The following is a 25,714-nucleotide window of genomic DNA, read 5'->3' as shown; positions in this document are numbered from 1 at the left end:
GGCAAACCGTCCTACCTACCAAACGCCGCGAACTTCTCCGCCAGAAACTCCACGAACAGCCGGATTCGCGACGACAGCTGATGTCGCTGCTGATAAACGGCATAGATGTTGGCTTCCGGCGTCGCATACTGCGGCAGCACCTGTACCAGTCTGCCGCTGGGCAGGTAGCGGTCGACATCCCATTCGGCGCGCAGCACGATGCCGTGGCCTTCCAGCGCCCAGTTCACGGCGATCTCCCCATCGTTGGTGGTCAGGTTGCCGCGCACGTGGATGGACTCGGTGCGCGCCCTGGTTCCCTTGACCGGCGTCAGTCGCCAGACGCCATAGGCATCGCTGCCCTGGCGGATGCCGATGCAGTTATGACGCGGCAGGTCTGCCGGCACCTGGGGCGTGCCGTGCTTGCGCAGGTAACCCGGCGACGCCACCAGCAAACGACGATTCGGCGCCAGTTTGCGCGCCACGATGCGGGCGTCCGGCGGCTCGCCGAAGCGCACGCAAACGTCGAACGCGTCTTCCGTCAGCGGTGGCGGGTCGGCTGACAGCTGCAGTTGCACATCGACCTCGGGATACATGCGGCTGTAATCGGAGATGACCGGCGCCACGTGCATGCGCCCGAAACCGAGCGTGGCATTGACGCGCAGCAACCCGCTGGGCCGGCCCTTGGCGCTGGTCAGCAATTGCTCCAGGTCGTCCAGCTCGCCAAGGATGCGGCGCGCATGTTCGAGCAGCACCTCGCCCTCCGGGGTCAGGCTCATGCGCCGCGTGGTGCGGATCACCAGCGGCATGCCGATGCGCGCCTCCATCTGGCCCAGCCGCTTGCTGACCGCCGCGGTGGTGATACCGAGGTCGCGTGCCGCCGCGCTCAGGCTGCCGGCCGTCGCCAGCACGGTGAAAAAACCCAGCTCCGCGGGCTGGATCGCACTATTGGCCGCCATGCAACACCTTCAACTTTGGGTTAAGAATGGTTTAACTTTAGCCCCGATCCAAAACCTCGTCCATCCACCAGAATTCGTCCAACGCGCTTGGCAGCGGTGCAACGCGCCAACAGCATTTCCAGACCAGACAGGAGACGAACGATGAAGACGTACAAGATTGCAACCATCCCCGGCGACGGTATCGGCAAGGAGGTCGTGCCCGCCGGCCGCGAGGTCATGGAAGCGCTGGCTGCCCATGGCGCCGGCTTTCGCTTCGAGTTCGAGAACTTCGACTGGGGCGGCGACTACTACCGCCAGCATGGCGTGATGATGCCGGCGGACGGTCTCGATGCGCTGCGTGACAAGGATGCGATCCTGTTCGGCTCCGCCGGCGACAACCAGATCCCCGACCACATCACGCTCTGGGGCCTGCGCCTGAAGATCTGCCAGGGCTTCGACCAGTACGCCAACGTGCGGCCGACCCGCATCCTGCCGGGCATCGACGGCCCGCTCAAGCGCTGCGCGCCGGAAGATTTGAACTGGGTGATCGTGCGCGAGAACTCGGAAGGCGAATACTCCGGCGTCGGCGGCCGCGTGCACCAGGGCCATCCGATCGAGGCCGCCACCGATGTGTCGATGATGACGCGGGTCGGGGTGGAGCGCATCCTGCGCTTCGCGTTCAGGCTGGCCCAGTCGCGGCCGCGCAAGCTGCTGACGGTGATCACCAAGTCCAACGCGCAGCGCCACGCCATGGTCATGTGGGATGAAGTGGCGGTGCAGGTGGCGAAGGACTTTCCCGATGTCACCTGGGACAAGGAACTGGTCGATGCCGCCACCGCGCGCATGGTCAACCGCCCCGCGACGCTCGACACCATTGTCGCCACCAACCTGCACGCCGACATCCTGAGCGACCTGGCCGCCGCGCTGGCCGGCAGCCTCGGCATTGCGCCTACCGGCAACATCGATCCGGAGCGCCGCTATCCGTCGATGTTCGAGCCGATCCACGGCTCCGCCTTCGACATCATGGGCCAGGGCCTGGCCAATCCCGTCGGCACGTTCTGGTCGGTGGTGATGCTGCTCGAACACCTGGGCGAGCACGCCGCCGCGCAGCGCGTGATGGCGGCGATCGAAGCCGTCACCGCCAATCCGCTGCTGCATACCGGCGACCTGGGCGGCAAGGCGAAGACGATCGACGTGACCAGGGCCGTCTGCAAGTTCCTGGCGCAAAGCAGCCAGCCCAAGGCCGCCTAAGGTCGGCCACGCGGCTGCCTTGCAGCCCCCGCCTTCCTTGCGGCACCTTCGCGTCCCGGTTCCGACCGGGCCGCCGATGCGCACGCCGGACCGATGCACTGAGGTCGATGACGATGAAGATCCAGACAAACGAAGCGTCGGCACTGCTGCGCCGCATGTTCGACGCCGCCATTGCCGCGGCGCAGCCATCGCTGACCATCGAGCGCCACTTGCCCCTGCGTCCGCAGGGCCGCACCATCGTGATCGGTGCCGGCAAGGCATCGGCAGCCATGGCGCGGGCTTTTGAGTCCGCCTGGCCGTGGCCGCTGGAGGGTCTGGTCGTCACGCGCTACGGCCATGCGGTACCGTGCGAGCGCATCGAGGTCGTGGAAGCCGCGCATCCGGTGCCAGACGCCGCCGGGCATGACGCCGCGCGGCGCATGCTGGAACGGGTGTCCGGCCTGACCGGGGACGATCTGGTGGTCAGCCTTGTTTCCGGCGGCGGGCCTTCGCTGCTGCCGCTGCCGCTGGCCGGCATTGCGCTCGCGGATAAGCAGGCCATCAACCGCGCGCTGCTCAAGTCCGGGGCCACGATCGCAGAGACGAACTGTGTCCGGCGCCACCTCTCGGCGATCAAGGGCGGACGCCTGGCAGCGGCCTGCCATCCCGCCCGGGTGTGCAACCTGCTGCTGTCCGACGTGCCGGGCGATGACCCCGTCGACATCGCATCGGGCCCGACCGTGCCGGACCCCACCACCCGCCAGGATGCGCTCGACATCGTGCGCCGCTACGGCCTGGCGGTACCTGCGCACGTCATGCGCGTGCTGGAGTCCGAAGCGGCGGAAACCATCAAGCCCGCCGATGCACGGCTGCCGCGCATCGACACCACCTTGATCGCCACGCCGCGCATGGCATTGGAAGCGGCTGCCCGCGTCGCGCGCGAAGCAGGATTGCACGTGCACCTCCTCGGCGATGCCATCGAAGGCGAGGCGCGCGACGTAGGGCTGGTACTCGGCTCGCTTGCCCTCGAATCTGCCAGCCACCAGCTCTTCCCTACCCCATGCGTGCTGCTTTCCGGCGGCGAGACCACCGTCACGGTGCGGGGCCCGGGACGCGGCGGCCGCAATGTGGAATTCCTGCTCGCACTCGCGCTGGCACTGCGCGGCGATGCCCGCATCCATGCGCTGGCGGGCGACACCGATGGCGTCGACGGCCAGGAAGAGATTGCGGGCGCCATGGTCACGCCCGATACCTTGCAGCGCGCCTGGGCGCTGGGCCTGCGTCCGCAGGATGCCCTGGCGAACAACAACGGGCACGGCTTTTTCGAAGCGCTGGGCGATGCCGTCATCACCGGCCCCACCCTTACCAATGTCAACGATTTCCGCGCGATCCTGATCGCACCCTGATGGAGCATCACCATGAGACGCCTTCGCAATGCGAAGATCGTGGCCACGCTGGGGCCCGCCAGCACCTCATCCGAGATCATCGAAGCCCTGTTCGACGCCGGTGTCGATGTGTTCCGCCTGAACTTCAGCCACGGCAGTCACGACGACCACCGGCAGCGACTTGACACGATCCGGGCCATCGAGCGGGAACGCGGCCGCCCCATTGGCGTGCTGCTGGATTTGCAAGGCCCCAAGCTGCGCATCGGCACGTTCGCCGAGGGGCCGGTCCAGCTGGCCGCGGAGGCATCGTTCCGACTTGACCTCGACCAGGACCTTACCGGTTGCGCCGACCGCGTGAGCCTGCCCCACCCCGAAATCTTCGCGGCGCTGCGCCAAGGCACCGAGCTGCTGCTCGACGACGGCAAGATCCGCCTGCGCGTGGACCGTTGCGGCAGCGACTTCGCCGAAACCACGGTTGTCGATGGCGGCTTGCTGTCCGACCGCAAGGGCGTCAACGTGCCCGGCGTGGTATTGCCGCTCTCGGCCATGACCGATAAAGACCGGCGCGATCTCGAGTTTGGCCTGGCGCTCGGCGTGGACTGGATTGCGTTGTCGTTCGTGCAGCGCCCCGAAGACATCCGCGAGGTCACGGCGATCGTGCAGGGCCGCGCCGGCATCGTCGCCAAGCTGGAAAAGCCCGCCGCGATCCAGAGCCTGGATGCCATCGTTGCCGAAGCCGACGCGGTGATGGTGGCGCGTGGCGATCTCGGCGTGGAAATGCCCGCCGAGCAAGTGCCGTCGCTGCAGAAGCACATCGTGCGCGCCTGCCGCAAGGCGGGCAAGCCGGTGATCGTGGCCACGCAGATGCTGGAGTCGATGATTGCCGCGCCGGTGCCCACGCGCGCGGAAGCCTCCGACGTGGCCACCGCCGTCTACGACGGCGCCGATGCGGTGATGCTCTCCGCCGAGTCGGCCTCGGGCCGGTATCCCGTGGAGGCCGTGAAGATGATGAACGGCATCATCGCGCGCACCGAGTCCGATCCGCTCTATCACGAAGCGATCCAGGCTTCGCACACGCCGCCGCGCGCGGAGGCCGCGGACGCCATCGGCTACGCGGTGCGCCACGTGGCGGAACTGCTCAAGGTGCCGGCCGCGGTGGCCTACACCAGCTCAGGCTATTCCGCGCTGCGCATGGCGCGCGAGCGCCCCGGGGTGCCGATCCTGGGCATGACACCGCGCATGGCCACGGCACGCCGGCTTGCGCTTGCGTGGGGCGTTCACGCGGTGCTGTGCCATGAAGTCGTCGACGTGCTGGAAATGACCGAGCTGGCGAGCCGGACGGTGGTCAGGGAACGCTTTGGCGAGCGCGGCCAGCCGATCGTGATTTCCGCAGGCCTGCCGTTCACGGTGGCCGGCACCACCAACCTGCTGCGCATCGCGCAGGTTCAGTGAGGGACGGCTATCGACACAGCCCCCCTCACGCATTGACGCCACCAAACACCAAGGAGACAACCATGCATCGATTCACCATCCAGACTATCCGCCGCATCTGTGGCCTGTCGCTCTGCGCAATCGGACTTTGCGGCGCTACCGCGGGGATGGCACAGGACTGGCCGGCCAAGCCGGTCAGCCTGGTGGTGCCATTCCCATCGGGGGGCACCACCGACGTGCTGGCGCGCGCGCTCGGGGACCAGTTGGGGAAGGCCCTGGGCCAGCCGGTCATCGTCGAGAACCGCCCCGGCGCAGGCGCCACCGTGGGCGCCGACTACGTCTCCAAGGCAAAGCCCGACGGCTATACGCTGCTGATCGGCGCGGTGCACCATACCATCGCCACTTCCGTCTACAAGAAGCTGCCCTACAGCTTCCAGAAGGACCTGGCGCCGGTCTCCACGCTGGCGATGGTGCCCAATGTGCTGGTCATCAACAGCGCCAGGACGCCGGCGAAGAACGTAGCCGAGTTGATCGCGCTGGCAAGGAAGGCTTCGCCGGAACTGTCGTACGGTTCCAATGGCAACGGCACCGCTCAGCACCTGATCGGCACCCAGTTCCAGACCAGCACCGGTGTGAAGTTGCTGCATGTTCCCTACAAGGGAAGCGGCCCCCTGACCACCGACCTGCTTGGCGGCCAGGTATCCATGTCGTTCGACACCCTGACCACGGTGCTGCCCCACATCAAGGGCGGCAAGCTCAGGGCGCTGGCGGTGACCACGGCAAAACGCTCCACCGCGTTGCCCGAGGTCCCGACCATGGAGGAGGCAGGACTCAAGGGCTTCGATATCGGCACGTGGTTTGGCGTACTTGCTCCTGCCGCCACACCCAAGCCTGTGCTCATGCGCCTGAATGCCGAGATCGTCAAGATTGTGAATTCGCCCGACTTCCAGCAACGCATGCTGGCCGCGGGCGCGGAGCCGATGTCGAGCACGCCTGAAGCGTTTGCCCGGCGCATCCACGACGAGACCGGCAAGTTCGCCGTCCTGGTCAGGGATGGCAAGGTCACCATCGAATAAACCGATCGCGAGACATGACGTGCGATGCGAACCAAGGCCGCCGCACGGCCGGCGCCCTTCTCAATTGAGTTGCTGGATCCGGATCATGTTGCCGGCCGGATCGCGCACTGCGAAATCGCGCACGCCGTAAGGCTGGTCTGTCGGCTCCTGCACGATCTCGGCGTCGCGGTCCTGCAGGCGCTGGAAGACGGCGTCGAGGTCTTTCGCGCCAAGCAGCAGCATGGCGAACGTCCCCTTGGCCATCATCTCGGCAATGGTGCGCTTCTCCTCGTCGGTGACGCCCGGGGTAGCGTTTGGCGGGTACAGGACGATGGCAGTGTCGGGCTTGTCCTTCGGCCCGACGGTGATCCAGCGGTGGCCGCCGAAGGCGACGTCCTTGCGGATCTCGAAATCCAGGGCGTCCCGGTAGAACGCCAGCGACACCTCCGCATCGGAATGCGGCAGAAAGGTCGAGTGAATGGTGAGGTCCATGATCAGTCTCCGTAAGGGGTAAGGGGTGAGGGGTGCGAAAGCGGTGGCCGCGGCCGTCGCGGCGTTGGCCCGGAAGGCATGGAGGGCAGTCTAGTCGGACGACGGTTCCGGCGCTTCTCGATTCCTGATCGGTCGCGTCACCTGCCTGGCGATGCAGGACGGGATACCCTCGGCCTCGCGCGCGCAATCGCGCCGGTAAATGCTGGGCGAGACGCCGACCAGCTCGGTAAACCGTGAACTGAAGGACCCCAGCGACGAGCACCCCACCTCGAAGCAGACCTCGGTCACAGTCAGGTCGCCCCGTCGCAGCAGCGCCATCGCGCGCTCGATGCGCCGGGTCATCAGGTAGGCATAGACCGACTCGCCATAGGCCAGCCGGAACTGCCGGCTGAGATGGCCCGCCGACATATGGACGTCGCGTGCGAGCGCCTCGACGTCCAGGGCTTGGGCATAGTCACGGTCAATGCGGTCACGGACCCGGCGCAGGCGGGCCAGGTCGCGCAGGACGGTAGCGGGGGTCGCGGCAGGCATCGGCGTATCCTGCCATGCCCGGCGGGCAGGCTCAAGCCGCTCAAGAGAATGTGGGCCCATCTGCGCAAGCTAGAGCCGGCCAGACGGCGGCCCGTGGCTCGCCAGCGCGGCGCCGCCCGGCCCCGGAAACCGGCCCGCCAGTATCGCTTGCACCCGCTCGCGGTTCGCGGCGTCACCGGTCACGACGAGCAGTCCGGTGTCCAGTGCCTGCTGCCAGCCGATCCGGCCCTCCAGCAGGCCGCGCAGCACTTGCTCTCCGGTCACCACGACAACATCGGCGGCGGCGGGGCCGGCCTCGTGGCCGGCATGGTGGTCGGCCTGGCGTTGGCCCGCCGGGGCATAGCGTGTCCAGAGCCGCGACTCGACCAGCAGCAGCGACGTGGGCGGCAAGGTCGACCTGACTGGCGCCAGCCGCTGTTCCAGCATGTGCGCGGTGTCGTCGGCACGCAAGCGCGCTTGCGCGCCAGTCAGGCTGCGGGCCGGTGCCAGCGTGCCTGTGCCCAGCGCGTCGTGCATGGCGAAGGCTACGCCGATCGAGGCCGGGTGGGCCGCGCCGACTTCGTCGCCAAGCACAAAGGCGGAGCCGCAGGCGGCGGCCGGCTGCGACGCCAGGGCCAGCCAGCCGGCGGCCAGGACGGTGACCAGTGCGGTAGCGTTCGCCTTCATGGCGTCACGATGTTGAACCAGAATGGGAAGGCGTCCAGCAGGCCAAGGAATTCGCCCAGCGCCTCGCGTCGGCCCTCCACCTTCATGTCTCCTTTCGCGATGGCGTTCTCGATGGTCGTTTCCTTGAGCTGGATGGCATCGAGCGTTGCCTTTGACATCGTGATGTTCGCGTCCGCCTGGGGCAACGGCTTGCCGTAGTTGAGCACGGCATTCTCCACCGCCAGGCCGTATTGCTTGTTCAGGTCGGTGAAGTCGAGATTGAGCGCCAATTTCCTGCCCGCCGCCTTCGGACCGTTCAGGCGCACGGACAGGTAGTCGAACAGCATTTCCGGCGGCATGGCCTTGATGGTGTCCGGGCTGGCCACGTCGGTGCCGCCTGCCTTTGGCACGCCATTGCGCAACTCGTAGGCCCCCATCAGATAGACGGAGCGCCACGGACCGCTTTCCGCCTGATAGCCCAGCTGTTCGAGCGAATCCGCGAGCAGGTCCTTGCCGGCCTTGCTGTCCGGGTTGGCGAAGACCACATGCTTCAGCGCTTCGGCGGTCCAGCGGTAATCGCCCTTGTCGAAATCGGCCTTGGCGCGGCGCAGGATCGCGGCCTCGCCGCCCATGTACTCCACGTATTTCCTTGCGGCCATTTCCGGCGGCAGGTTGTTCAGGTCAGACGGATTGCCGTCATACCAACCCATGTACCGTTGATAGACCGCCCGCGAGTTGTGGCGCAGCGTGCCGTAATACCCGCGATTCGGCCAGAACTTGTCGAGCTCGGGCGGCAGCTTGATCAGTTCCGAGATTTCCGCCGCCGTATAGCCCTTGTTCATCAGGTTCACCGACTGGTCGTGCGTGTACTTGTAGAGGTCGCGCTGCTTCTTCCAGTAATCGATGATCTTGGCATTGCCCCACATCGGCCAATGGTGGGCCTGGAACTTGAACTCCACGTCCTTGCCGTAGGTGTCGATGGTCTCGTTCAGGTAGCTCGACCACTTCAGCGCATCGCGCACCTGGGCACCCCGCAGCGTCAGGATGTTGTGCATGGTGTTGGTGGTGTTTTCCGCCATCCACATGCCCTTGAACTGAGGAAAGAAGGTGTTCATCTCCGCCGGAGCCTCGGTCCCCGGCGTCATCTGAAACACCATCCTGATGCCATCCACGGTAACTTCGGTCCCGGTCTTGCTGATGATGTCGGACGGCACGATCAACCCCGCGGTGCCGGTCGAGACGGTCTGCCCCAGTCCGCCGTTCACGCCGCCGCGGTCATTGCGTGGCAACAGCGCACCATACATGTAGACGGCCCGACGGCCCATCGCATTGCCGGCAATGACGTTTTCGCTGACGGCATGCTCGGTAAAGCCTTGCGGCGCGAAGATCTTGACCTTGCCCGATTTCACGTCGGCCTCATTGACCACGCCGCGCACGCCGCCGTAGTGATCGATGTGCGAATGGCTGTACACCACGGCCACGACGGGGCGGGCACCCAGGTGCTTCGTCACGAATTCATACGCTGACTTGGCGGTTTCCTCCGAGATCAGCGGGTCGAGCACGATCCACCCGCTATTCCCCTGGACGAAGGTCACATTGGAGAGATCGAAGCCGCGGACCTGGTAGATGCGGTCCGAGACCTTGAACAGGCCATGCTGCATGGTCAGCTGGGCATTGCGCCACAAGCTGGGGTTGACGGTATCCGGCGCGGGCTTGTCGATCCCGATGTATTGCTTGTAGGCCTCGAGATCCCAGACCACCTCGCCCTTGGCGTTGCGTATCGTCAGCGTGTCTGGCCTGGCGACCAGGCCGCGCTGCGCATCATCGAAATCGGCCTTGTCATGGAAGGGCAACTCCTTCAGCACCGCGGCGTTCGCCGCCTTCGTCGCCGCCGTGGCAGGCTTGCCACCCACCGGCTGGGCCTGGGCCCACCCGGAGGATGACCATGTCAGGAACAGCACGGTAGTCAGGACGGAAGCCGCCTTCATTGTTCTCTCCAGGGAATGTCACGTAGCGCGGATCGATCGGGCGCCCGGGCGCCCCGCCGAGGAGAATCGATAGCCCTTCATCAAGCATCACGACGGAAGTGAATGTTTTTTCGCGCGTATGAAATATCGTTGCGACCCCTGAACGGGTGAGACCGACTGTTCCTGACATGCCGGACCGCAGGCCGGGTGCCGGGCAGCCGCCAATCCATCCCTGGCGGAAGCCGTGCGTACGCGGTGGCGCGTTATCGGCGTGTGATCGTGCCTGTCGCAAAAATCCAGTGTGTGCGTCAACGTCTCAGGGCGTCTCGACACCCGTTTACGTGGCTCGATGGCCGTGCGGCAAGCTAAAGTCGGCGCTCTAGGCAGCCGATATCCGCCTGGAGCCGGCAGCTTCCGAGCACGAATTGCCCATCGCCGGCGAACCAGGAGAAGTACCACCGTGACCATGATCGAACCGATTGCAGCCAAGGCAGCGGCTGCCGTGTCGATGGATACGCCTGCGGCACCGCCCGCCGCCGCCAGCGAAAGCGCCAGCGACGCGCCGGGGATTCGTACCCGGCCGGCGGCCAGTGCCGAGCTCCATATCTCGGCCCCTGGCCACGCGCTGGCCGGCGGCAACCAGGCCGCTTCCGTGCGCGACCACAGCGATGTCGACGACAGCGGCCTGCCCGATCAGGCCAAGGATGCGATCAAGCGCCTGCGCGAACTGCGCGCGCAGCTGGCGCGCAAGCTGCAGGAGCTGGAGGCGGCGAAGAACGCCACCACCGGCACGCCGGACCAGAAGCGCATCCGCATCGCGGTGCTGCAGCAGGAAATCGCCAGCCTGGGCGCCGCCATCACCACCACGACGGCGACGCTGAACCAGGCCATTCGCGAGCTCTCGGCAGAACAGCAGATGCTGGCCGGCAGCCTGGCGATGCGTTAGCACGCCAGGCTGCATCGCCCAGTCGCGGCATCGCTTAGTCGCGATAGGCCCACAGGTCCACCACGCGGCCGCCGTCGTCCGCGATCAGGCGGAACGCGGACGGCTGGTAGTCCGTATCGATGGCGAGCACCCCCGTGGCGCTGGCGGGCAGCGTGCCGCAGGCCGACGTCGACAGTTTCAGGCCCAGCGTATTCGGCATGGCCTGCGCGGCGAGCGTTCCCGACAGCTGGCATGCCGAAGCGCCGGGCGCGATCTTGCCTTCGGCGGTGACGGTGAAGATGGCGCTGGCACCGCCAGGCAGCACCGTGGTGTAGGTGCCGGCCACGCTGGCAAGCTCTACGCTCGCGGCGGGCAGCGCGGCCTGGCTCAGCAGCCTGACGCTGGCGGACGCGTCCGCGCCCGGTGCGGCGACCCAGCTGCCGCCCTGGTCGCGGCGGTAGATGGCGGTGGCCTTGTCTTCGGCATCGGCCAGGGCCAGGTAGCGGCTGCCGTCCGTGCCGGCGTAGTACTTGCCGACGGTCGGGTTGTCGGCATCGCCCACGCTGACGACGTAGGCGCCGGGATCCAGGTCGGTGACGGACAAGGTCGCGCTGGCGGGCGGTGCGCCGTTGTCGGGCGAGTCGTTGCCGCCGCAGGCGGCCAGCCCCAACACGGCTGCCAGGGGAAACAGGGAAATGAGGCGTTTCATCGGGACCTGCCTCACTGGCCGAACAGTTCACCCAGGCGCAGGCGCAGCCATTGCTGGCCGGCGGGACGCTGGTCGAAGCCGATTTGCATGGCGGTGACGGCCGTCCTGGTCTTGTAGACCACCGACTCGTCCTCGGACTGCGCGGCCGTCGGCGTGCCGCCGCCGGCGCCGATGCCGAGCCCGTACGGCGCCGTGCCGCTGAACTTCAGCGCATAGGCGTCGAAGGTGCCATGCCGCGAGAATGCAAACGGCGTGGCCGCCGTCGGCGCATTCGGGAAGTTGACGTTCAGCGCCAGCCCCGCCGGCAGCAGCGGGCCGCCGTTGGCCTTGGCCTGCAGCGTGCCGAGCAGCTTGATGGTCAGCTGCGCCACCACGCCGGACACCGGGCTTGCCAGGCCGGCATTGTCGACCGAGTCCGTGCCCGCGCTCAGTGCGATCGACGGAATGCCGCGCGCCGCGCCGAACTGCGCATTGCTGACGGTGCCCGAGCTGTTGACGATGCGGCCGACGTTCTGGCCTTCATTGGGACCGGACAGCACCAGGTCCGGGGCCTTGCCCCAGCGCGCCGGCGCCAGCACGTCCAGGCCGTACATGGTCGCCATCACCGGCGTGCCATGGGCGTAGTGGTAGTCGCCATTGGTGTAGCCCGCCTTGGTGAAGGGGCCGACCGCCGGCTCGCCGGTCTTGGCCGCGCCGTTGTGACAGCCGCCTTCGGCCTCGACCTGGGTCTTGTCGTTGTCCGGCACGATGACCGTGGTGCTGTACATCACGATGCCGGCGCCGCGGCCGCTCTGGCCGGTGCAAGGGACGCTGACGATGACGTTGTGACCAGCGCCCTTGAGCGCTTCGTACAGCGCCTTCAGGTTGCTGGTCAGGCCGTCGTCGTTGGTCAGCAGGATGTTCAGGGCGAAGGCAGGACTCGCCGTGGCGGCCAGCAAGGCCGCGGCGATCAGGCGGGATTTCATGTCGGTGGTAGGTCTGGGCGGTTCAGGAATGCGGGCGTGGCGTGCCCGCGCGGCAGGCAAGATAATGCGGGCAGCCTGGTGAGGCTGTCGGGGCGCACGCGCCGGCAGCGCCGATGTAGGTGGCGCGGGCCGGGCGCAGCGCCCTGGGTCATCCGTGGTGGACGGACGCTACCTTAACCGCGCTTGATGACAGTTGCGTGAACAACAAAGGGCACCGTGCCATGAATTGACGAATGCGCCGCGCGCCGCCAGCGCCCGCACCGCCGGCACGTCAATGGAAATCCCGGCCCGGCCATCTCTGAATTTCCGGCCAGTACGGGATTCGCAGGAACTTGCTACATTGCTGACTGCTGGCGAAAACAGCCCCAGGCAGCTGCCCCGCTCACCGCAAACCGACAGACCAAGGAGACATCGAATGCACACCGCACTTCAACTTCGTTCGCAAATCAAGAGCAGCGGTGAACTCGAGCTATCGCTAGACAGCATCGACACGCCGCATCCTGGCCCGGATGAAGTGCTCATCCGCATTGAAGCCGCTCCTCTCAACCCGTCCGACCTCGGCCTGCTGTTCGGTGCGGCCGACATGAGCACGGCCAAGGCCAGCGGCACGGCCGAGCGCCCCATCGTCACCGCGCGCGTTCCGGAAGGCGCGATGCGCAGCATGGCGGGCCGCCTGAATGTGTCCATGCCGGTGGGCAATGAGGGCGCGGGCGTGGTCGTCGATGCAGGCTCGTCCCCTGCGGCGCAAGCCTTGATGGGAAAGACCGTCGCTGCCATCGGCGGCGCGATGTACTCGCAGTACCGCTGCATGTCCGCGGACCAGTGCCTGGTCTTGCCCGAAGGCGCCACGCCTGCTGACGGCGCGTCGTCATTCGTCAACCCGCTCACCGCACTGGGCATGGTCGAGACCATGCGGCTCGAAGGACATAGCGCCCTGGTGCACACCGCCGCGGCCTCCAACCTGGGCCAGATGCTCAATCAGATCTGTCTCAAGGATGACATCAAGCTGGTGAACATCGTGCGCAAGCAGGAGCAGGCGGACCTGCTCAAGGCACAAGGCGCGGTCCACGTCTGCAACGCCGCGTCGCCCACGTTCATGCAGGAGCTCACCGAGGCACTCGTCGCCACTGGCGCAACGATCGCGTTCGACGCCACGGGCGGCGGCAAGCTCGCCGGCCAGATCCTCACCTGCATGGAAGCGGCCTTGAACAAGACGGCCCGCGAATACAGCCGCTATGGCTCGACCACCCACAAGCAGGTCTACCTCTACGGCGGCCTGGACACAAGCCCGACCGAGTTCAACCGCAACTTCGGCATGGCGTGGGGCATGGGCGGCTGGCTGCTGTTCCCGTTCCTGCAGAAGATCGGGCGCGAGCGGGCCAACGCGCTGAAGCAACGCGTGGTGGCGGAGCTGAAGACCACCTTTGCCAGCCACTACTCGAAAGAGATCTCGCTGGCCGAGGTGCTCGACCTGGAGGTGATCGCCGTCTACAACAAGCGCGCGACGGGGGAGAAGTACCTGATCAACCCCAACAAGGGCCTGGCCGGGTAAATCACCGCGGGGCGCCTTGCGCGCCCACCCGTGTCAAGAATCAGCCGCTGCGCCACAGCCGGCGGCGCGGCGGTGTGGCAGCTCATCCAGGTGCTGCCCTGGCAGTCATCGCGAGATCGTCATGCACTTGTACAATTGGTCGATCACGGCTGGCTGCTGCCAGTGATGCCGTGGCCGTCTCTGACCGACCCTTCTGCGCCGTTCGAATCTTCCTCAACACGATGCTCGTTGCCTGAGGAGGAACTTCTGGATTTTGCCGGTCGACGTCCTGGGAAGGTGGCCGATGACTACTTTCTTCGGCGCCTTGAAGTGCGCCAAATGGGCGCGGCAATGTTCGATCAGTTCGCGCTCGCCGACCCTGGCGCCATCGACGACTTCGACAAAGGCGCATGGCGTCTCCCCCCAACGCTCGTCCGGCTGGGCGACGACGGCTGCCACGCGCACCGCAGGGTGCCGGTAGAGCACCTCTTCAACCTCCAGTGAGTTGATATTCTCTCCGCCCGAAATGATGACGTCCTTGGAACGGTCCCGGATCTGTACATATCCATCCGGGCAGACGACTGCGAGGTCACCCGAGTGGAACCAGCCGCCGGCAAAAGCTTCCGCCGTGGCCTCGGGGTTCTTCAGGTAGCCCTTCATCGTCATGTTGCCGCGGAACATGACTTCGCCGATGGTCTTCCCGTCCCACGGCACCGGCACAAGGGTTTCGGGATGCAGCACGGCCATGCCTTCCTGTGCGGTGTAGCGGACGCCTTGCCGTCCTTTTCGTTCCGCCAGCGCACCGATGCCGAGTTCCTCCCATTCGGGCTGCTCCACGCAAACCGCCGCGGGGCCGTAGACCTCGGTCAGCCCGTAGATCTGTGTGATCCTGATCCCCATGCGCATCAGGCCTTCGATCACCGGGATCGGCGGGGGGGCGCCGCCGATGAGTCCGTGGACCGGATGGTCGATGCCCGCCTTCCACGCTTCGGGTGCGTGGGCAAGCATCGCATGCACGATCGGCGCCCCGCAGTAATGCGTGACCTGGTGCTCGCGAATCGCATCGAGCACGGCGGCAGCCTCCACCCGCCGCAGGCAGACGCTGGTACCGGCGTTGGCAGCCAGCGTCCAGGCGAAGCACCAGCCATTGCAGTGGAACAGCGGCAGTGTCCACAGGAAGACGGCGTGCCGGGGCATGCCCCAGTCGAGCATGTTCGACAGCGCAGCCAGATAGGCGCCGCGATGGTGGTAGACCACGCCCTTTGGGTTGCCCGTGGTGCCGGAGGTATAGTTGAGGGCGATGGCCTGCCATTCGTCGGCGGGCTCGCCGCCCTCCCAGTACGGATCGCCCCCGGCCAGGAAGCCCTCGTATTCTATCTCCGCCAGCCTGCGGCCCCCTTCGACCGCGGGATCGATGATGTCAATCACCAGCGGCTTGTCGTCGAGCAGCGCCAGTGCGGCTTCGACTACCTCAGCGTACTCCGTGTCGGTGAACAGCACCTTTGCATCCGCGTGACTGAGCATGAAGGCAATGGCGGCCGCGTCCAGGCGCACGTTCAACGTGTTCAGCATGGCGCCGCTCATGGGCACGCCGAAATGCATCTCCAGCATCTCCGGCGTGTTGGCGGCCATCACGGCCACAGTGTCGCCAGTCCTGACGCCGGCGGCCACCAGCGCCGACGCGAGGCGGCGGCTGCGGTCCAGCATGGCCCGCCAGCTCGTGCGGCGCTCGCCGTAGACGATGGCTGTACGCTCAGGGTAGACCTCGGCCGTTCTACGCAGGAAGGAGATCGGCGTCAGGGGCACGAAGTTGACCGGGCAGCGCTCCAGCCCATCCGCGCTGTGTTCGACATGTTCCATGGATTGCCTCACTGGCTGCAGCCGTGCGTCAGCGCATTACGTCGCGGGAGATGATCATCCGCTGGATCTCGGAGGTCCCCTCAACGATCTCGAGCACCTTGGCATCCCCGAACGCGCGGGATACCGCGTACTCCGTCATGATCCCGTTGCCGCCGTGAATCTGCACGGCCTGGTGGGCCGCCTCCATGGCCTTCTCGGTTGCGAAGAGCTTTGCCATCGAGGCCTGCCGATCGTAGGGCCGGCCCTCGTCCTTGGCCACCGCAGCGTCGTAGAGCATCAGGCGGGCAGCGTGTGCGTGGGTCGCCATGTCGGCCAGCTTGAACTGCAGCGACTGGAACTGGTTGAGCGTCTTGCCAAACGCTGCGCGCTCGCTCATGTAGCGGACGGAGCGTTCCAGCGAGCCCTGCAGGATGCCCAGGCCCAGCGTTCCGATCAGGATGCGGCCGGTGCTCACCTGTGACAGGGTCTGCCTGAGGCCGGCCCCGACCTCGCCGAGCAGGTGGTTGGCAGGAATGGCGCAGTCCTCGAAGAACAGCTCGAATGTGGTCGATCCGCGCCAGCCGATCTTGTGCAGCTTCTTGCCATGACTGAAGCCGGGCGTGCCGTTCGGCACGATAAAGTTCGAAATCTCCTTGCGCCCGTCGGGCCGGATTCCCGTCACCGCCGCGATGACGATCGGGCCGGTGATCTCGGAACCCGAGTTGCTGATGAACGTCTTGGCGCCATTGATAACCCAGCAGCCATCCTTCAGCACTGCGCGGGTCTGGATATTGGCGGCGTCGGAGCCGGCGTTCGGCTCTGTCAGGCCAATGCAGCCGACCTGCGTGCCCGCCAGGATCGGCCGCAGGAAGCGCGCCTTCTGGTCATCGGTGCCGTAGTTGTTGAGCAGGCTGGCCGCCGTCGAATTGGCCATGATGGCCACCGCCACGGCACAATCGACGCGGGCGATCTCTTCCAGCGCAATGGCGAAGCCAAGCCAGTCGCCGCCGCTGCCTCCCCAGGCTTCGGGGTATGGCAGCCCGATATACCCCAGTTCGCCGGCCCGGCGCCAGACCTCGTAGGGAAAACTCTCCTCTTCCCACAACCGGTGGGCGACCGGTGCGATCTCTTCCTCGGCGAAGCGGCGCACCGCCTCGCGGATCATCTCGTGGTGTTCTGCGATGTATGACATCGTCTTGCTCCTCAAAACGATTCCTGCAGCATCGCCAGGTAGTCGTCGACCGTGGCAGTGCGGGGATTGGTGGCGTGGCAGTGGTCCTTCGTGGCGGCGACCGCGATGTCCTCCAACGCCTCACGCGGCACGCCCATGGCGCCGAGACCGGCCGGCAAGCCGAGACGGGCGTTGAGTTCGCTGATGGCCTGAGCCGGGTCCCCGCCGGCGGGCAGGCCCATGGCCTGGACAAGTGCGGCCTCTTTGGCTTGGGTCGCCGGCTTGTTGAAGCGCAGCACAGCCGGCAGCAGCACGGCATTAAGCGTGCCGTGGTGCAACGAGACGCCGGGCACCGCGCCCAGCGGGTGCGACAGGGCATGCACCGCGCCCAGTCCCTTCTGGAAGGCCAGCGCGCCTTCCATGGCGGCCATCATCATGTTCCAGCGCGCGTCGCGGTCGCAGCCGTCGGCGGTGGCCTTGCCGATATTGGCTATGCCGCGGCGCAGGCCGTCCAGGGCGATCGCTTCGGCGGGCGGGTTGATGGCCGGCGCCAGGAAGGTCTCGATGCAGTGGGCGATGGCGTCCATGCCGGTTGCGGCGGTCAGGGCCGGCGGCAGTCCCAGCGTCAGTTCGGGGTCGCAGATGGCGAGCTTCGGCAGCAGGAACGGACTAAGCAGGCCGAGCTTGCGGCCGGACTCCATGACAATGACCGCGCCCCGGCCCACTTCGCTGCCGGTACCCGCAGTTGTCGGGATGGCCACCAGCGGGGCGACCCGGCTGGTGATCCGGCTCGCGCCGCCCTCCACCGCCGCGTAGGTCTGCAGCGGTGCCGGGTGGGTCGCCAGCAGCGCAGTGGCCTTGCCCAGGTCGATGGGCGACCCGCCGCCCACGGCCACGATGCCGTCGCAGCCGTTGCCGAGGTAAAGGCCGGTCGCGGCGGACACGGCGGCTTCCGTCGGGTTGGGTGGGGTATCCTCGAAGACGGTGGGAGTGCAATCCGGGCCCAGGGCGTCGAGCACCTTGTCGGCGATACCGGCGGCGCGGATGCCGCGGTCGGTAACGATCAGCGGTCGCTGGATGCCCAGGCGCTGCAGCTCGGCCCCCAGCATCCGGATGGCGCCGAAGTCGATGTGGACGGTAGTCAGGTAGTTGATGACAGCCATGTTTTCCTCGTAGATAGGTCGATGCGTCAGGCGCGGAATAGCGTCGGGTCCATGCGCGGAAGCGGCTCCGCCACGCGCACCGGAGGGAAGGCCATCAGGTCTAGTACCTGGGACCTGACGTCTATTCCGGGCGCAACCTCCTCCAGCACCAGTCCGTCTGCCGCCACTGAGAAAACTGCGCGCTCGGTGATGACTTTGGCCTCCTGGCCGCGCTCGGCCACGTTGCGCCCCAGTGGATAGGTGATCTCGTCCACGCGCTCGACGAACTTGCGCACGCTCCCCTCACGCCCGACCGACAGGAAGCCGTCGGTGGTGTCGGCGACGAGGCCACCGGTGGTGAAGGTGCCGGTGAACAGCAGCTTGCGCGCGTTGTAAGCGATGTCAATGAAGCCGCCCGGCCCCGGATTGGCCGCGCCGAAGCGGCTGACGTTGATGTTCCCGTCCCGGTCGAACTGGGCAAAGGCCAGCGCCGCCATCGGGCAGTTGCCGCCGTCGATGAAGTCGAACTGCGACGGGCCGTCGATCAAGGCCTCCGGATACTTGTTGGCGGAGAATTGCCAGCCGCTCATCACGACGCCGCCGAAGGGGCCGTGCTCGGTGGTAAAGCTGTAGCGATGCAGGGCGCCGTCGGCAAACAGGCCGTCTTCCATCATCACCGTGGGCACGTCGGACGAAGCACCGAAGCCGAAGATGCTGACCTCGCCGGGTCTGATTTCCCGGGCCGCCCGCCGGGCGATCACCTTGTCAGCGCCGGGCGGCAGGCGGTCCGAGGCACGGCCGTCGAAAAGCTGGCCGCCGAGATAGGCATCGTCGTGCCGGATGTCGGTGGTCATCATGGCGTCGGGTTCCACCACGACGCGGTCCACCAGCACGCCCGGAATCCGCACCGCGTGCGCCGGCCGGGCGTGGCGCGGCACCAGCTTGCGCACCTGTGCGATCACGGTGCCGCCTGACGCCTTCACCGCCAGCGCCATGGCCAGCGCGCACGACGTGATCGGCTCGTCCTCGAAGCTCAGGTTGCCGTGCTCGTCGGCGCTGGTGGCACGCAGGAACGCCACGTCGAGCGGCCAGCTCGGATAGAACAGGTATTCCTTGCCGTCCAGCTCCTGCATCCGCACCAGGTCGTCGGTGGCGCGCGCCGTGTACTTGCCGCCCTGCTGGCGCGGGTCGATGTAGGAGCCGAGGCCGATGCGGGTCAGGTAGCCTGGGCTGCGCCGGGCGACTTCGCGCAGCCAGTGCATGGTGGCGCCGATCGGCCAGCAGTAGGCTTCCACCCGATTCTCGCGGATCAGGCGCATGAACTCGGGGCGCTTGCCGGTGGCCGGGTTCACCGCATTGGTAAAGTTGCCCGACACGATCCGCTTCATCAGCCCTTCGACGGCCACGTGATCCATGCCGCGGATGCCCATGCCGTCGCCGACACTGACCGGAAAGAAGAACGTCAGGTCACGGGGCGATCCCGTCTCGTGGAAGCGTTGCGCCAGCGCCTGGAACAGCGCGTCGGGCGTCAGCCAGCCGATCACGCCGACGCTGCCCACGCTCTGACCGGGCCGGATATCCGAAACGGCCTGCGCCGCAGTACAGATCTTGCTCATGCGATCTCTCACCTTTCTCGCCGCTCGAGCCCCGGGCTCACGCCTGGAAATGGATGATGTGGGTGCCGACGCAGACCGTCTCGCCCCGCTGGTTGAGTAGCGTCGCCTCGGCCCACAGGCGCTTCTTCTCGTCGTCGGCGCGGGCAATGCGATAGTTCACGGTTAGGGTGTCTCCGATGCGAACGGGCTTGGTGAAGCGTACGTTGTCGTAGCCGTAGGAGACCGCCGGGCGCTTGATCATGTCGAGATACTTGGTCACGGCGCCGGCGATGAAACCGACCATCATGGCGCCCTGCGCGATGCGGCCGCCGAAGCCCATGCGCTTGCAGTATTCGTCATCCATGTGGTTGGGGTGGTTGTCACCGCTGATGCCGGCGAAGGCATAGATGTCGTACTCGCCGAGGGTGCGGGTGTAGCTGGTGTGCGTGCCGATGAGGGTGGACACGTTGCCTTCGTGCGGGATCTTGATGTCGGACACTTGGGTTCTCCGGGAGTGGGTTGGGTTCAGACCTGGGTGGCGTCAATCCTGCCCGCGAGGATGAGCAGAGATTCGAAGAGAAAGTAGTCGCCCCAGACCAGCTCGTTATCCATGGCGACGCCATTGCGCTTGTTGAAGCAGCCGCCGGTGAGGATGCCTGGCTGCCGTCCATCGCCTGGACCGATTGGGGTCAGGAAGCGGGTCACGACTTGCTCGATGCTGTCGACGGCGGCCTGGCGGTAGACCGCCGCACGCTCCGGGATGAGCGCAGCCAGTTTGAGCAGGCTGGCGGCGGCGATGGCGGTGGCCGAGGTGTCGCGGTTAGTGTGCGGGATGGCGGGATCGTCGAAATCCCAGAAGGCCACGCGGTCGGCGGGCAGGTGCGCGACCCACCAATCTGCCACGCGGATCGCGTCCGATTTGAACGCCTGCTCGCCGCACGACAGCGCCTGCGCGAGGCCAAGCATGCCCCACGCCTGGGCGCGGGCCCACGTGCTGCTGTCATGGATGCCCTTGTGCGTGTAGCGCTTCACGAGCGAGCCATCGGCAGCGTTGAATGTGGCGGACTGGCAAACCGAGCCATCCTCCCGCACGCACAGGGCAATGTGCTGGCGCAGGTGCTGGCGGCCGATCTCGCCCGTATCGAGAGCGGCGTCGTGCCGCAGCAGCAGCGCCACGGTGCCCGGAATCGCATCGATGTTGGCCTCGCTCGTCCCCACGCTGGAGGCCTCCTCGGCCTCGGTGCCGAGCGGGATCAGGCGGGCCGCTTCGCTGTACATTTCCGCCAGGCCGCGCGTGCCGTCGCGCGCGAGCCCTGCGGCCTGCGGATCGGCCAGCAGCGAGCCGCCGAGTTGCGCGCCGTACCAGAAGAGGAATCCCTTGAACACCGACTTCGACGCCACCCGCGGCGCCAGGCGTGCGGACCACATGCGGGCGCTGTCGCGGTACTTCTGATCGCCAGTGCGCAAGGCAGCCAGCCACAGCATCCCGACCCAGAAGCCGCCGGTCCAGTCGCCGGCCGGCGAGCGTGTCCAGGTGCCGTCGGCCGGATTGCCATAGTGCGGAAAGCCCGCCTCGTCCTGCGCGATCGTCGCATCGATGCGTTGCAGGATGCGATCGAGCGCATCATCGATCAGTCTGGAATCCATAGTTTTGTCTCCATGCATACATTGGCTTGTCCGGTCTTCGCTGCCAGCCTTGCGGACCTCGGGGTGGAGCGCGGAGCGGGGTATGCATGGAATCGTAGGGATTGCGCAAACTAGTGTCCAATATATAATTAATAGCTCTTTTATACTTACAGGATATAGCGATGGACCTTCGCCACCTCCGGTACTTCATCGCCGTCGCCGAGGAACTCAACTTCACGCGGGCGGCCGAGCGCCTGCACATCGCCCAGCCGCCGCTGAGCCTGCAGATCCGCCAACTCGAGGAGGAGATGGATGTGACACTGCTGAACCGTTCGCGTCGGCACGTGGAGCTGACCGAGGCGGGTCGAATTTTCCTGGAGCAGGCGCGGCAGATTCTGCGCGCTACCGAGAGTGCGGTCATCCAGACGCAGCGCGCTCATCGCGGTGAGACTGGCCGGCTGACGGTCGGCTTCTTCGAGCACGCGTCCTATACGCTGCTGCCGCCCATCCTGCGCGCCTACCGGGAGCGTTTTCCGTCCGTGGAAATCCTGTTGCGCTGGTTTCCGGTCGTCGAACAGGCAGAGGCGCTGCGGCGGGGTGACGCGGATATCTCCTTCATGCGGCCCGTGCCCGACCTCGAGGACGTGACGTGGGAAACCATCCTCGAAGAGCCGTTCGTGCTGGCTGTGCCTGCAAGGCACCCATTCGCGAACGCGGAGTCAATCTCGCTGAAGGATTGCGCGCAGGAGCCCTTCATCATGTACATGCCCGAGGCGGCGCCGGACTTCCACGCCATGAACATGCGCATGTGCGCGTCGGCGGGTTTCGTGCCGAAGGTCGTGTCTGAAGTGGGGCAGGTCTACACGCTGGTCGGGTTGGTCAGCTCCGGTGCGGGCATTGGCTTCGTGCCGGCATCGGTCCGGCAGATGAAGTTCGCCCACGTTGCCTACAAGCCGATCAAAGGCCGGCAACCAACAGTCGAGATCATGCTCGGCTATAGCCAGCGCACCCCAACGCCGCTGATGACGGCTTTCATCGAGACCGCGAAAAGCATCCTGTGAAGGTTCCCCGGGGCCTCGCCCGCTGTAACGTTGGCGAGGGCCGGAGAATGGCGCGGACGTTCAGTCGCGCCGGGCTGCCGGCAATAGGCGGCAGCGGTACGTGGCGGTCGAACGCCAGCGAGTTGCCGTCGGCCAGGGCGGCCCGCAACAGGCGTGAGAGGAAGATCTGATAACAGGGCGATCTCGGCCATGGCGCCCGGCGAGGGTGTCGCCCGGCCCTTCGATGCCGGGGTCGATGGCCCCCGGCAAGCTGGCGCTCGCATCGGGCGTCGTCTCGCGACAGGTGATCTTCATGACGTCTTCTTCCCGACCAGCGGGCAGCCACCTTCTTCCATCGGCCGGAACGCCTCGTTGGCGGGAATGGTGGCGATGAGCTTGTAGAAGTCGCCCGCATACTTCGATTCCGACGGCTTCTTCGCCTCGAACAGATAGAGCGGGTGGATCTTCCGGCCGTCTTCGCGAATGCTGCCCTTGCCGAACAGCTTGTCGTCGGTGGGCATCGCCTTCATCTTCGCTACCACGGCGCCGCCGTCGCCATCCGCCTTCATCGCCGTTACTGCCTTCAGGTAGTGGATCACGGCCGAGTACGTACCCGCCTGCGCCATGGTCGGGAACTTGCCGTTGTTGGCAGCGGCGAATTCCTTGCCGAACTTGCGGTTCTCGTCGGACATATCCCAATACCAGGTCTCGCTCAGCAACAGGCCCTGTGCAGCCTTGAGGCCGAGCGCCTGGACGTCGCTGCTGAAGACGAGCAGGCCTGCCAGCTTCTGACCGCCGGCGGTCACGCCGAACTCAGCGGCCTGCTTGACCGCGCCGATAGTGTCGCCCCCGGCGTTGGCCAGGCCCACCACCTGCGCCTTAGAGGCCTGAGCCTGCAGCAGGTAGGAGGAGAAATCGTTGCCCGGGAAAGGATGCCGAACCTTGCCGAGGACCTTGCCACCATTCTTGACGACAACTGCTTCGGTATCGCGTTCGAGCGAGTGGCCGAAGGCGTAGTCAGCAGTCAAGAAGAACCAGCTCTTGCCACCCGACTTGACAACCGCCTTACCAGTCCCATTCGCCAGTGCCCACGTGTCGTAGGCCCAGTGGATCGCATTGGGCGTGCAGGCCTTGCCGGTGAGGTCGGAGGTGCCGCCGCCGGTGACAATCATCACCTTGTTTTTCTCCTTGGCCACCTGGTTGACCGCCAGGACGACCGACGAGGTCGGCACGTCGACGATAGCGTCCACCTTGTCCACGTCGAACCAGCGGCGGGCGATGCTCGCCCCGACGTCCGGCTTATTCTGGTGGTCGGCTGCCACGATTTCCACCTTCAGACCATGCTTCTCGGGCGCAAAGTCCTGGACCGCCTTCTTCGCGGCCCAGATCGAACCGGGACCAGCCAGCCCGGCATAAACGCCGGTCTGATCGTTGAGCACGCCGATCCGGACCACGCCGTCCGTGATCTCGGCCTGCGCCGTCGAGGCCGCCAGCAGCGCGGCGAGCGAAAGCAGCTTGATGCGATTGTTCATCCTGTGTCTCCTTTACTGTGGGGATATATATGGGGTGTTCCGTTCAGCGGTCGATTTCATGCCTTTCCTTCCACGCCCCGGGCATGCACGACTGATCCGGCGGTCGCTTCGTCATGACTTGGTGCCGGCACGGCAGCGTGGCGCGGTGCGGGCCGGCCACGGCGGTTGCCCACGATGTTCTGGCACAACGCGTTCAACTCGCCGACGATTCCGCGGCGGAACGCAAGCACGCACACGACGAAGATGCTCCCCATGATCACGGTGATCATGGAACCGACCTTGTCCGCCAAGGCGTTCTGGATGGCAACCACGATGCCCGCGCCCACCACCGGGCCGAAGGCAGTGCCAAGGCCGCCCAACAGCGTCATCAGTACGACTTCGCCGGAGGTGTGCCAGTGCGCGTCGGTCAGGGTGGCAAACTGAAACACCAGGGTCTTGGTGGCCCCGGCAAGTCCGGCCAGGGCCGCCGAGAGGACAAAGGCCAGCAGCTTGTAGCGCGCGACGTCGTAGCCCAACGAAGTGGTGCGCGCCTCGTTCTCGCGGATCGCCTTCAGAATCTGGCCGAAAGGCGAATGGATGATGCGGTGGATCAGCCAGAAGGTGAACAGGAAGATCGCCAGCACGAAGTAGTACATGCGCAGGTCCGACGCCAGGTCGAGCAGGCCGAACAGCCTGCCGCGCGGAATGGCCTGCATGCCATCCTCGCCGCCTGTGAACGGCGCCTGCAGGAACAAGAAGTACAACATCTGTGCCAAAGCAAGCGTGATCATCGCGAAGTAGATGCCCTGTCGGCGAATAGCGAGCGCCCCGACGACGAAGCCCGCGGCAGCCGAGACGGCCGTGCCGAGCAGCAGGCCGAGTTCCGGGGTGAGCCCCCAGGTCTTCATGCCATAGCCCGATATATAGGCCGCCGTGCCCAGGAACGCCGCATGGCCGAACGAGAGCAGGCCGGTATAGCCGAGCAGCAGGTTGAAGGCGCAGGCGAACAAGGCGAAGCACAGCACCTTCATCAGCATCACCGGATAGAGCACGGCCGGGGCCGCCAGCGCGCCCAGCAGCAGGACACCGTAGCCAAGATTTCTCATTTTCATGCTCGACCTCACTTTTCCTTGCCAAACAGGCCTGCCGGCCGAACCATCAGCACGATGACCATGATCACGAAAACCACCGTGGCCGACGCCTCTGGATAAAACACCTTGGTCAGTCCTTCGACCACGCCCAGCCCCAGTCCGGCGACGATCGCGCCAAGGATGGATCCCATGCCGCCGATCACCACCACCGCGAACACGACGATGATCAGGTTCGACCCCATCAGCGGACTTAGTTGCCCCGTCGGTGCTGCCAGCACGCCAGCCAGCCCGGCCAGGCCCACGCCGAAGGCATAGGTCATCATCACCATCACCGGCACGTTGATGCCGAAGGCTTGGGTAATGCCTGGGTTCTCGGTGGCGGCGCGCAGGTAGGCGCCAAGGCGGGTCTTCTCGATCGTGAACCAGGTCAGCAGGCACACTGTGAGCGAGGCGCCGATGACCCACGCGCGGTATTTCGGCAGGATCATGAAGCCGAGGTTAAAGGCACCGGCCACCTCGTCTGGAATCGAATAAGGCTGCCCCGAGACGCCGAACTGGAAGCGGAACAGGCCTTCGATAATGAGCGCCAGCCCGAAGGTGAGCAGCAGCCCGTACAGGTGGTCGAGCTTGTACAGCCACCGCAGCAGGCCGCGCTCGATGGCGATACCCGCCAGCCCGACCAGCACCGGCGCCGCCAGCAGCGACCACCAGTAGCTGACGCCGAGATACTCCAGGCCCGCCCAGGCGACGAATGCGCCCGCCATGAACATCGCGCCGTGGGCAAAGTTTATGATGTTGAGCATGCCGAAGATCACGGCGAGTCCGAGGCTGAGAATCGCGTAGAACGAGCCGTTTACCAGCCCGAGTACGAGTTGCCCCAACAGCCCCTGTAGCGGGACTCCCAGAATCGTTGTCATGT

Annotated in this window: 23 protein-coding genes; 7 read left to right on the top strand and 16 right to left on the bottom strand. The window is 66.1% G+C overall.

Translation table 11 applies throughout. The features are described from left to right. Nucleotides 1-11: 11 nt before the first annotated feature. The gene (locus tag MKD50_RS09270) at nucleotides 12-935 is read right to left on the bottom strand and encodes a LysR family transcriptional regulator (protein WP_252666952.1); all 924 of its coding nucleotides are present in this window, start codon (nucleotides 933-935) and stop codon (nucleotides 12-14) included. Nucleotides 936-1,076: 141 nt separating this feature from the next. Between MKD50_RS09270 and MKD50_RS09265 the strand changes: the two genes are divergently transcribed. From MKD50_RS09265 to MKD50_RS09250, 4 genes are all read left to right on the top strand, one after another. After that, nucleotides 1,077-2,165, top strand: coding sequence for a tartrate dehydrogenase (locus MKD50_RS09265; RefSeq protein ID WP_115700184.1), 1,089 nt, complete (start codon nucleotides 1,077-1,079; stop codon nucleotides 2,163-2,165). A 113-nt stretch (nucleotides 2,166-2,278) separates the two neighbouring features. Next, entirely contained in the window at nucleotides 2,279-3,550 is a 1,272-nt protein-coding gene (locus tag MKD50_RS09260) for a glycerate kinase type-2 family protein (RefSeq protein ID WP_252666951.1), read from the top strand. A gap of 12 nt (nucleotides 3,551-3,562) precedes the next feature. Then, nucleotides 3,563-4,981, top strand: a complete 1,419-nt coding sequence (gene pyk / locus MKD50_RS09255) for a pyruvate kinase (RefSeq protein ID WP_252666950.1) — start codon at nucleotides 3,563-3,565, stop codon at nucleotides 4,979-4,981. A gap of 62 nt (nucleotides 4,982-5,043) precedes the next feature. Continuing rightward, entirely contained in the window at nucleotides 5,044-6,036 is a 993-nt protein-coding gene (locus MKD50_RS09250) for a tripartite tricarboxylate transporter substrate binding protein (protein WP_252666949.1), read from the top strand. 60 nt (nucleotides 6,037-6,096) lie between these two features. Here the strand turns inward: MKD50_RS09250 and MKD50_RS09245 are convergent, their stop codons facing one another. From MKD50_RS09245 to MKD50_RS09230, 4 genes are all read right to left on the bottom strand, one after another. Next, nucleotides 6,097-6,507, bottom strand: coding sequence for a VOC family protein (locus MKD50_RS09245; RefSeq protein WP_115700181.1), 411 nt, complete (start codon nucleotides 6,505-6,507; stop codon nucleotides 6,097-6,099). A 90-nt stretch (nucleotides 6,508-6,597) separates the two neighbouring features. Beyond that, nucleotides 6,598-7,038, bottom strand: a complete 441-nt coding sequence (locus MKD50_RS09240; RefSeq protein WP_240071989.1) for a helix-turn-helix transcriptional regulator — start codon at nucleotides 7,036-7,038, stop codon at nucleotides 6,598-6,600. Nucleotides 7,039-7,107: 69 nt separating this feature from the next. Next, nucleotides 7,108-7,704 carry a hypothetical protein gene (locus MKD50_RS09235; protein WP_252666948.1) on the bottom strand — a complete coding sequence of 199 codons (597 nt, stop codon included), beginning with the start codon at nucleotides 7,702-7,704 and terminating at the stop codon, nucleotides 7,108-7,110. Further along, entirely contained in the window at nucleotides 7,701-9,671 is a 1,971-nt protein-coding gene (locus MKD50_RS09230) for an alkyl/aryl-sulfatase (RefSeq protein WP_240071987.1), read from the bottom strand. The genes MKD50_RS09235 and MKD50_RS09230 overlap by 4 nt, the downstream gene beginning before the upstream one ends. Nucleotides 9,672-10,116: 445 nt before the next feature. Between MKD50_RS09230 and MKD50_RS09225 the strand changes: the two genes are divergently transcribed. After that, nucleotides 10,117-10,596: a hypothetical protein gene (locus MKD50_RS09225; protein WP_240072115.1), complete on the top strand. Its 480-nt coding sequence runs from the start codon at nucleotides 10,117-10,119 to the stop codon at nucleotides 10,594-10,596. 34 nt (nucleotides 10,597-10,630) lie between these two features. On the opposite strand, the gene MKD50_RS09220 is transcribed toward MKD50_RS09225, so the two are convergent. After that, on the bottom strand, nucleotides 10,631-11,284 hold the full coding sequence (locus MKD50_RS09220) for a YajG family lipoprotein (protein WP_252666947.1): 654 nt from the start codon (nucleotides 11,282-11,284) through the stop codon (nucleotides 10,631-10,633). A gap of 11 nt (nucleotides 11,285-11,295) precedes the next feature. After that, nucleotides 11,296-12,249 carry a 5'/3'-nucleotidase SurE gene (locus MKD50_RS09215; RefSeq protein ID WP_252666946.1) on the bottom strand — a complete coding sequence of 318 codons (954 nt, stop codon included), beginning with the start codon at nucleotides 12,247-12,249 and terminating at the stop codon, nucleotides 11,296-11,298. A 415-nt stretch (nucleotides 12,250-12,664) separates the two neighbouring features. Here MKD50_RS09215 and MKD50_RS09210 point away from each other — a divergent pair, with 415 nt between their 5' ends. Continuing rightward, complete coding sequence (locus MKD50_RS09210) at nucleotides 12,665-13,801, top strand: zinc-binding dehydrogenase (protein WP_252666945.1); 1,137 nt, start codon at nucleotides 12,665-12,667, stop codon at nucleotides 13,799-13,801. 213 nt (nucleotides 13,802-14,014) lie between these two features. Here MKD50_RS09210 and MKD50_RS09205 read toward each other — a convergent pair whose 3' ends face one another. The 6 genes from MKD50_RS09205 to MKD50_RS09180 are packed head-to-tail and all read right to left on the bottom strand — an operon-like array spanning nucleotide 14,015 to nucleotide 21,174. Next, the gene (locus tag MKD50_RS09205) at nucleotides 14,015-15,640 is read right to left on the bottom strand and encodes an acyl-CoA synthetase (RefSeq protein ID WP_115700176.1); all 1,626 of its coding nucleotides are present in this window, start codon (nucleotides 15,638-15,640) and stop codon (nucleotides 14,015-14,017) included. A 28-nt stretch (nucleotides 15,641-15,668) separates the two neighbouring features. Continuing rightward, nucleotides 15,669-16,811 (bottom strand): acyl-CoA dehydrogenase family protein, encoded by a 1,143-nt coding sequence (locus MKD50_RS09200; RefSeq protein WP_115700175.1) that lies wholly within the window; start codon nucleotides 16,809-16,811, stop codon nucleotides 15,669-15,671. Between the two features lie 11 nt (nucleotides 16,812-16,822). Then, complete coding sequence (gene gbd / locus MKD50_RS09195) at nucleotides 16,823-17,953, bottom strand: 4-hydroxybutyrate dehydrogenase (protein ID WP_115700174.1); 1,131 nt, start codon at nucleotides 17,951-17,953, stop codon at nucleotides 16,823-16,825. A 26-nt stretch (nucleotides 17,954-17,979) separates the two neighbouring features. Further along, nucleotides 17,980-19,548 carry an acyl CoA:acetate/3-ketoacid CoA transferase gene (locus MKD50_RS09190; RefSeq protein ID WP_252666943.1) on the bottom strand — a complete coding sequence of 523 codons (1,569 nt, stop codon included), beginning with the start codon at nucleotides 19,546-19,548 and terminating at the stop codon, nucleotides 17,980-17,982. A 37-nt stretch (nucleotides 19,549-19,585) separates the two neighbouring features. Next, on the bottom strand, nucleotides 19,586-20,026 hold the full coding sequence (locus tag MKD50_RS09185; protein WP_078201727.1) for a MaoC family dehydratase: 441 nt from the start codon (nucleotides 20,024-20,026) through the stop codon (nucleotides 19,586-19,588). Between the two features lie 26 nt (nucleotides 20,027-20,052). Then, nucleotides 20,053-21,174: a glycoside hydrolase family 88 protein gene (locus tag MKD50_RS09180; protein WP_115700172.1), complete on the bottom strand. Its 1,122-nt coding sequence runs from the start codon at nucleotides 21,172-21,174 to the stop codon at nucleotides 20,053-20,055. 161 nt (nucleotides 21,175-21,335) lie between these two features. Here MKD50_RS09180 and MKD50_RS09175 point away from each other — a divergent pair, with 161 nt between their 5' ends. Next, nucleotides 21,336-22,214: a LysR family transcriptional regulator gene (locus tag MKD50_RS09175; RefSeq protein ID WP_115700171.1), complete on the top strand. Its 879-nt coding sequence runs from the start codon at nucleotides 21,336-21,338 to the stop codon at nucleotides 22,212-22,214. Nucleotides 22,215-22,504: 290 nt separating this feature from the next. Here the strand turns inward: MKD50_RS09175 and MKD50_RS09170 are convergent, their stop codons facing one another. The 3 genes from MKD50_RS09170 to MKD50_RS09160 are packed head-to-tail and all read right to left on the bottom strand — an operon-like array spanning nucleotide 22,505 to nucleotide 25,712. Next, on the bottom strand, nucleotides 22,505-23,725 hold the full coding sequence (locus MKD50_RS09170; protein WP_252666942.1) for an ABC transporter substrate-binding protein: 1,221 nt from the start codon (nucleotides 23,723-23,725) through the stop codon (nucleotides 22,505-22,507). Between the two features lie 56 nt (nucleotides 23,726-23,781). Continuing rightward, the gene (locus MKD50_RS09165; RefSeq protein ID WP_240072114.1) at nucleotides 23,782-24,810 is read right to left on the bottom strand and encodes a branched-chain amino acid ABC transporter permease; all 1,029 of its coding nucleotides are present in this window, start codon (nucleotides 24,808-24,810) and stop codon (nucleotides 23,782-23,784) included. A gap of 14 nt (nucleotides 24,811-24,824) precedes the next feature. Next, nucleotides 24,825-25,712, bottom strand: coding sequence for a branched-chain amino acid ABC transporter permease (locus MKD50_RS09160; protein ID WP_240071978.1), 888 nt, complete (start codon nucleotides 25,710-25,712; stop codon nucleotides 24,825-24,827). Nucleotides 25,713-25,714: the final 2 nt, after the last annotated feature.

Source organism: Cupriavidus mimosae, assembly GCF_023952485.1.
Taxonomy (GTDB): domain Bacteria; phylum Pseudomonadota; class Gammaproteobacteria; order Burkholderiales; family Burkholderiaceae; genus Cupriavidus; species Cupriavidus taiwanensis_C.
The sequence above is the reverse complement of the archived record's forward strand: the minus strand, read 5'-3'. Positions and strand labels throughout refer to the sequence as shown.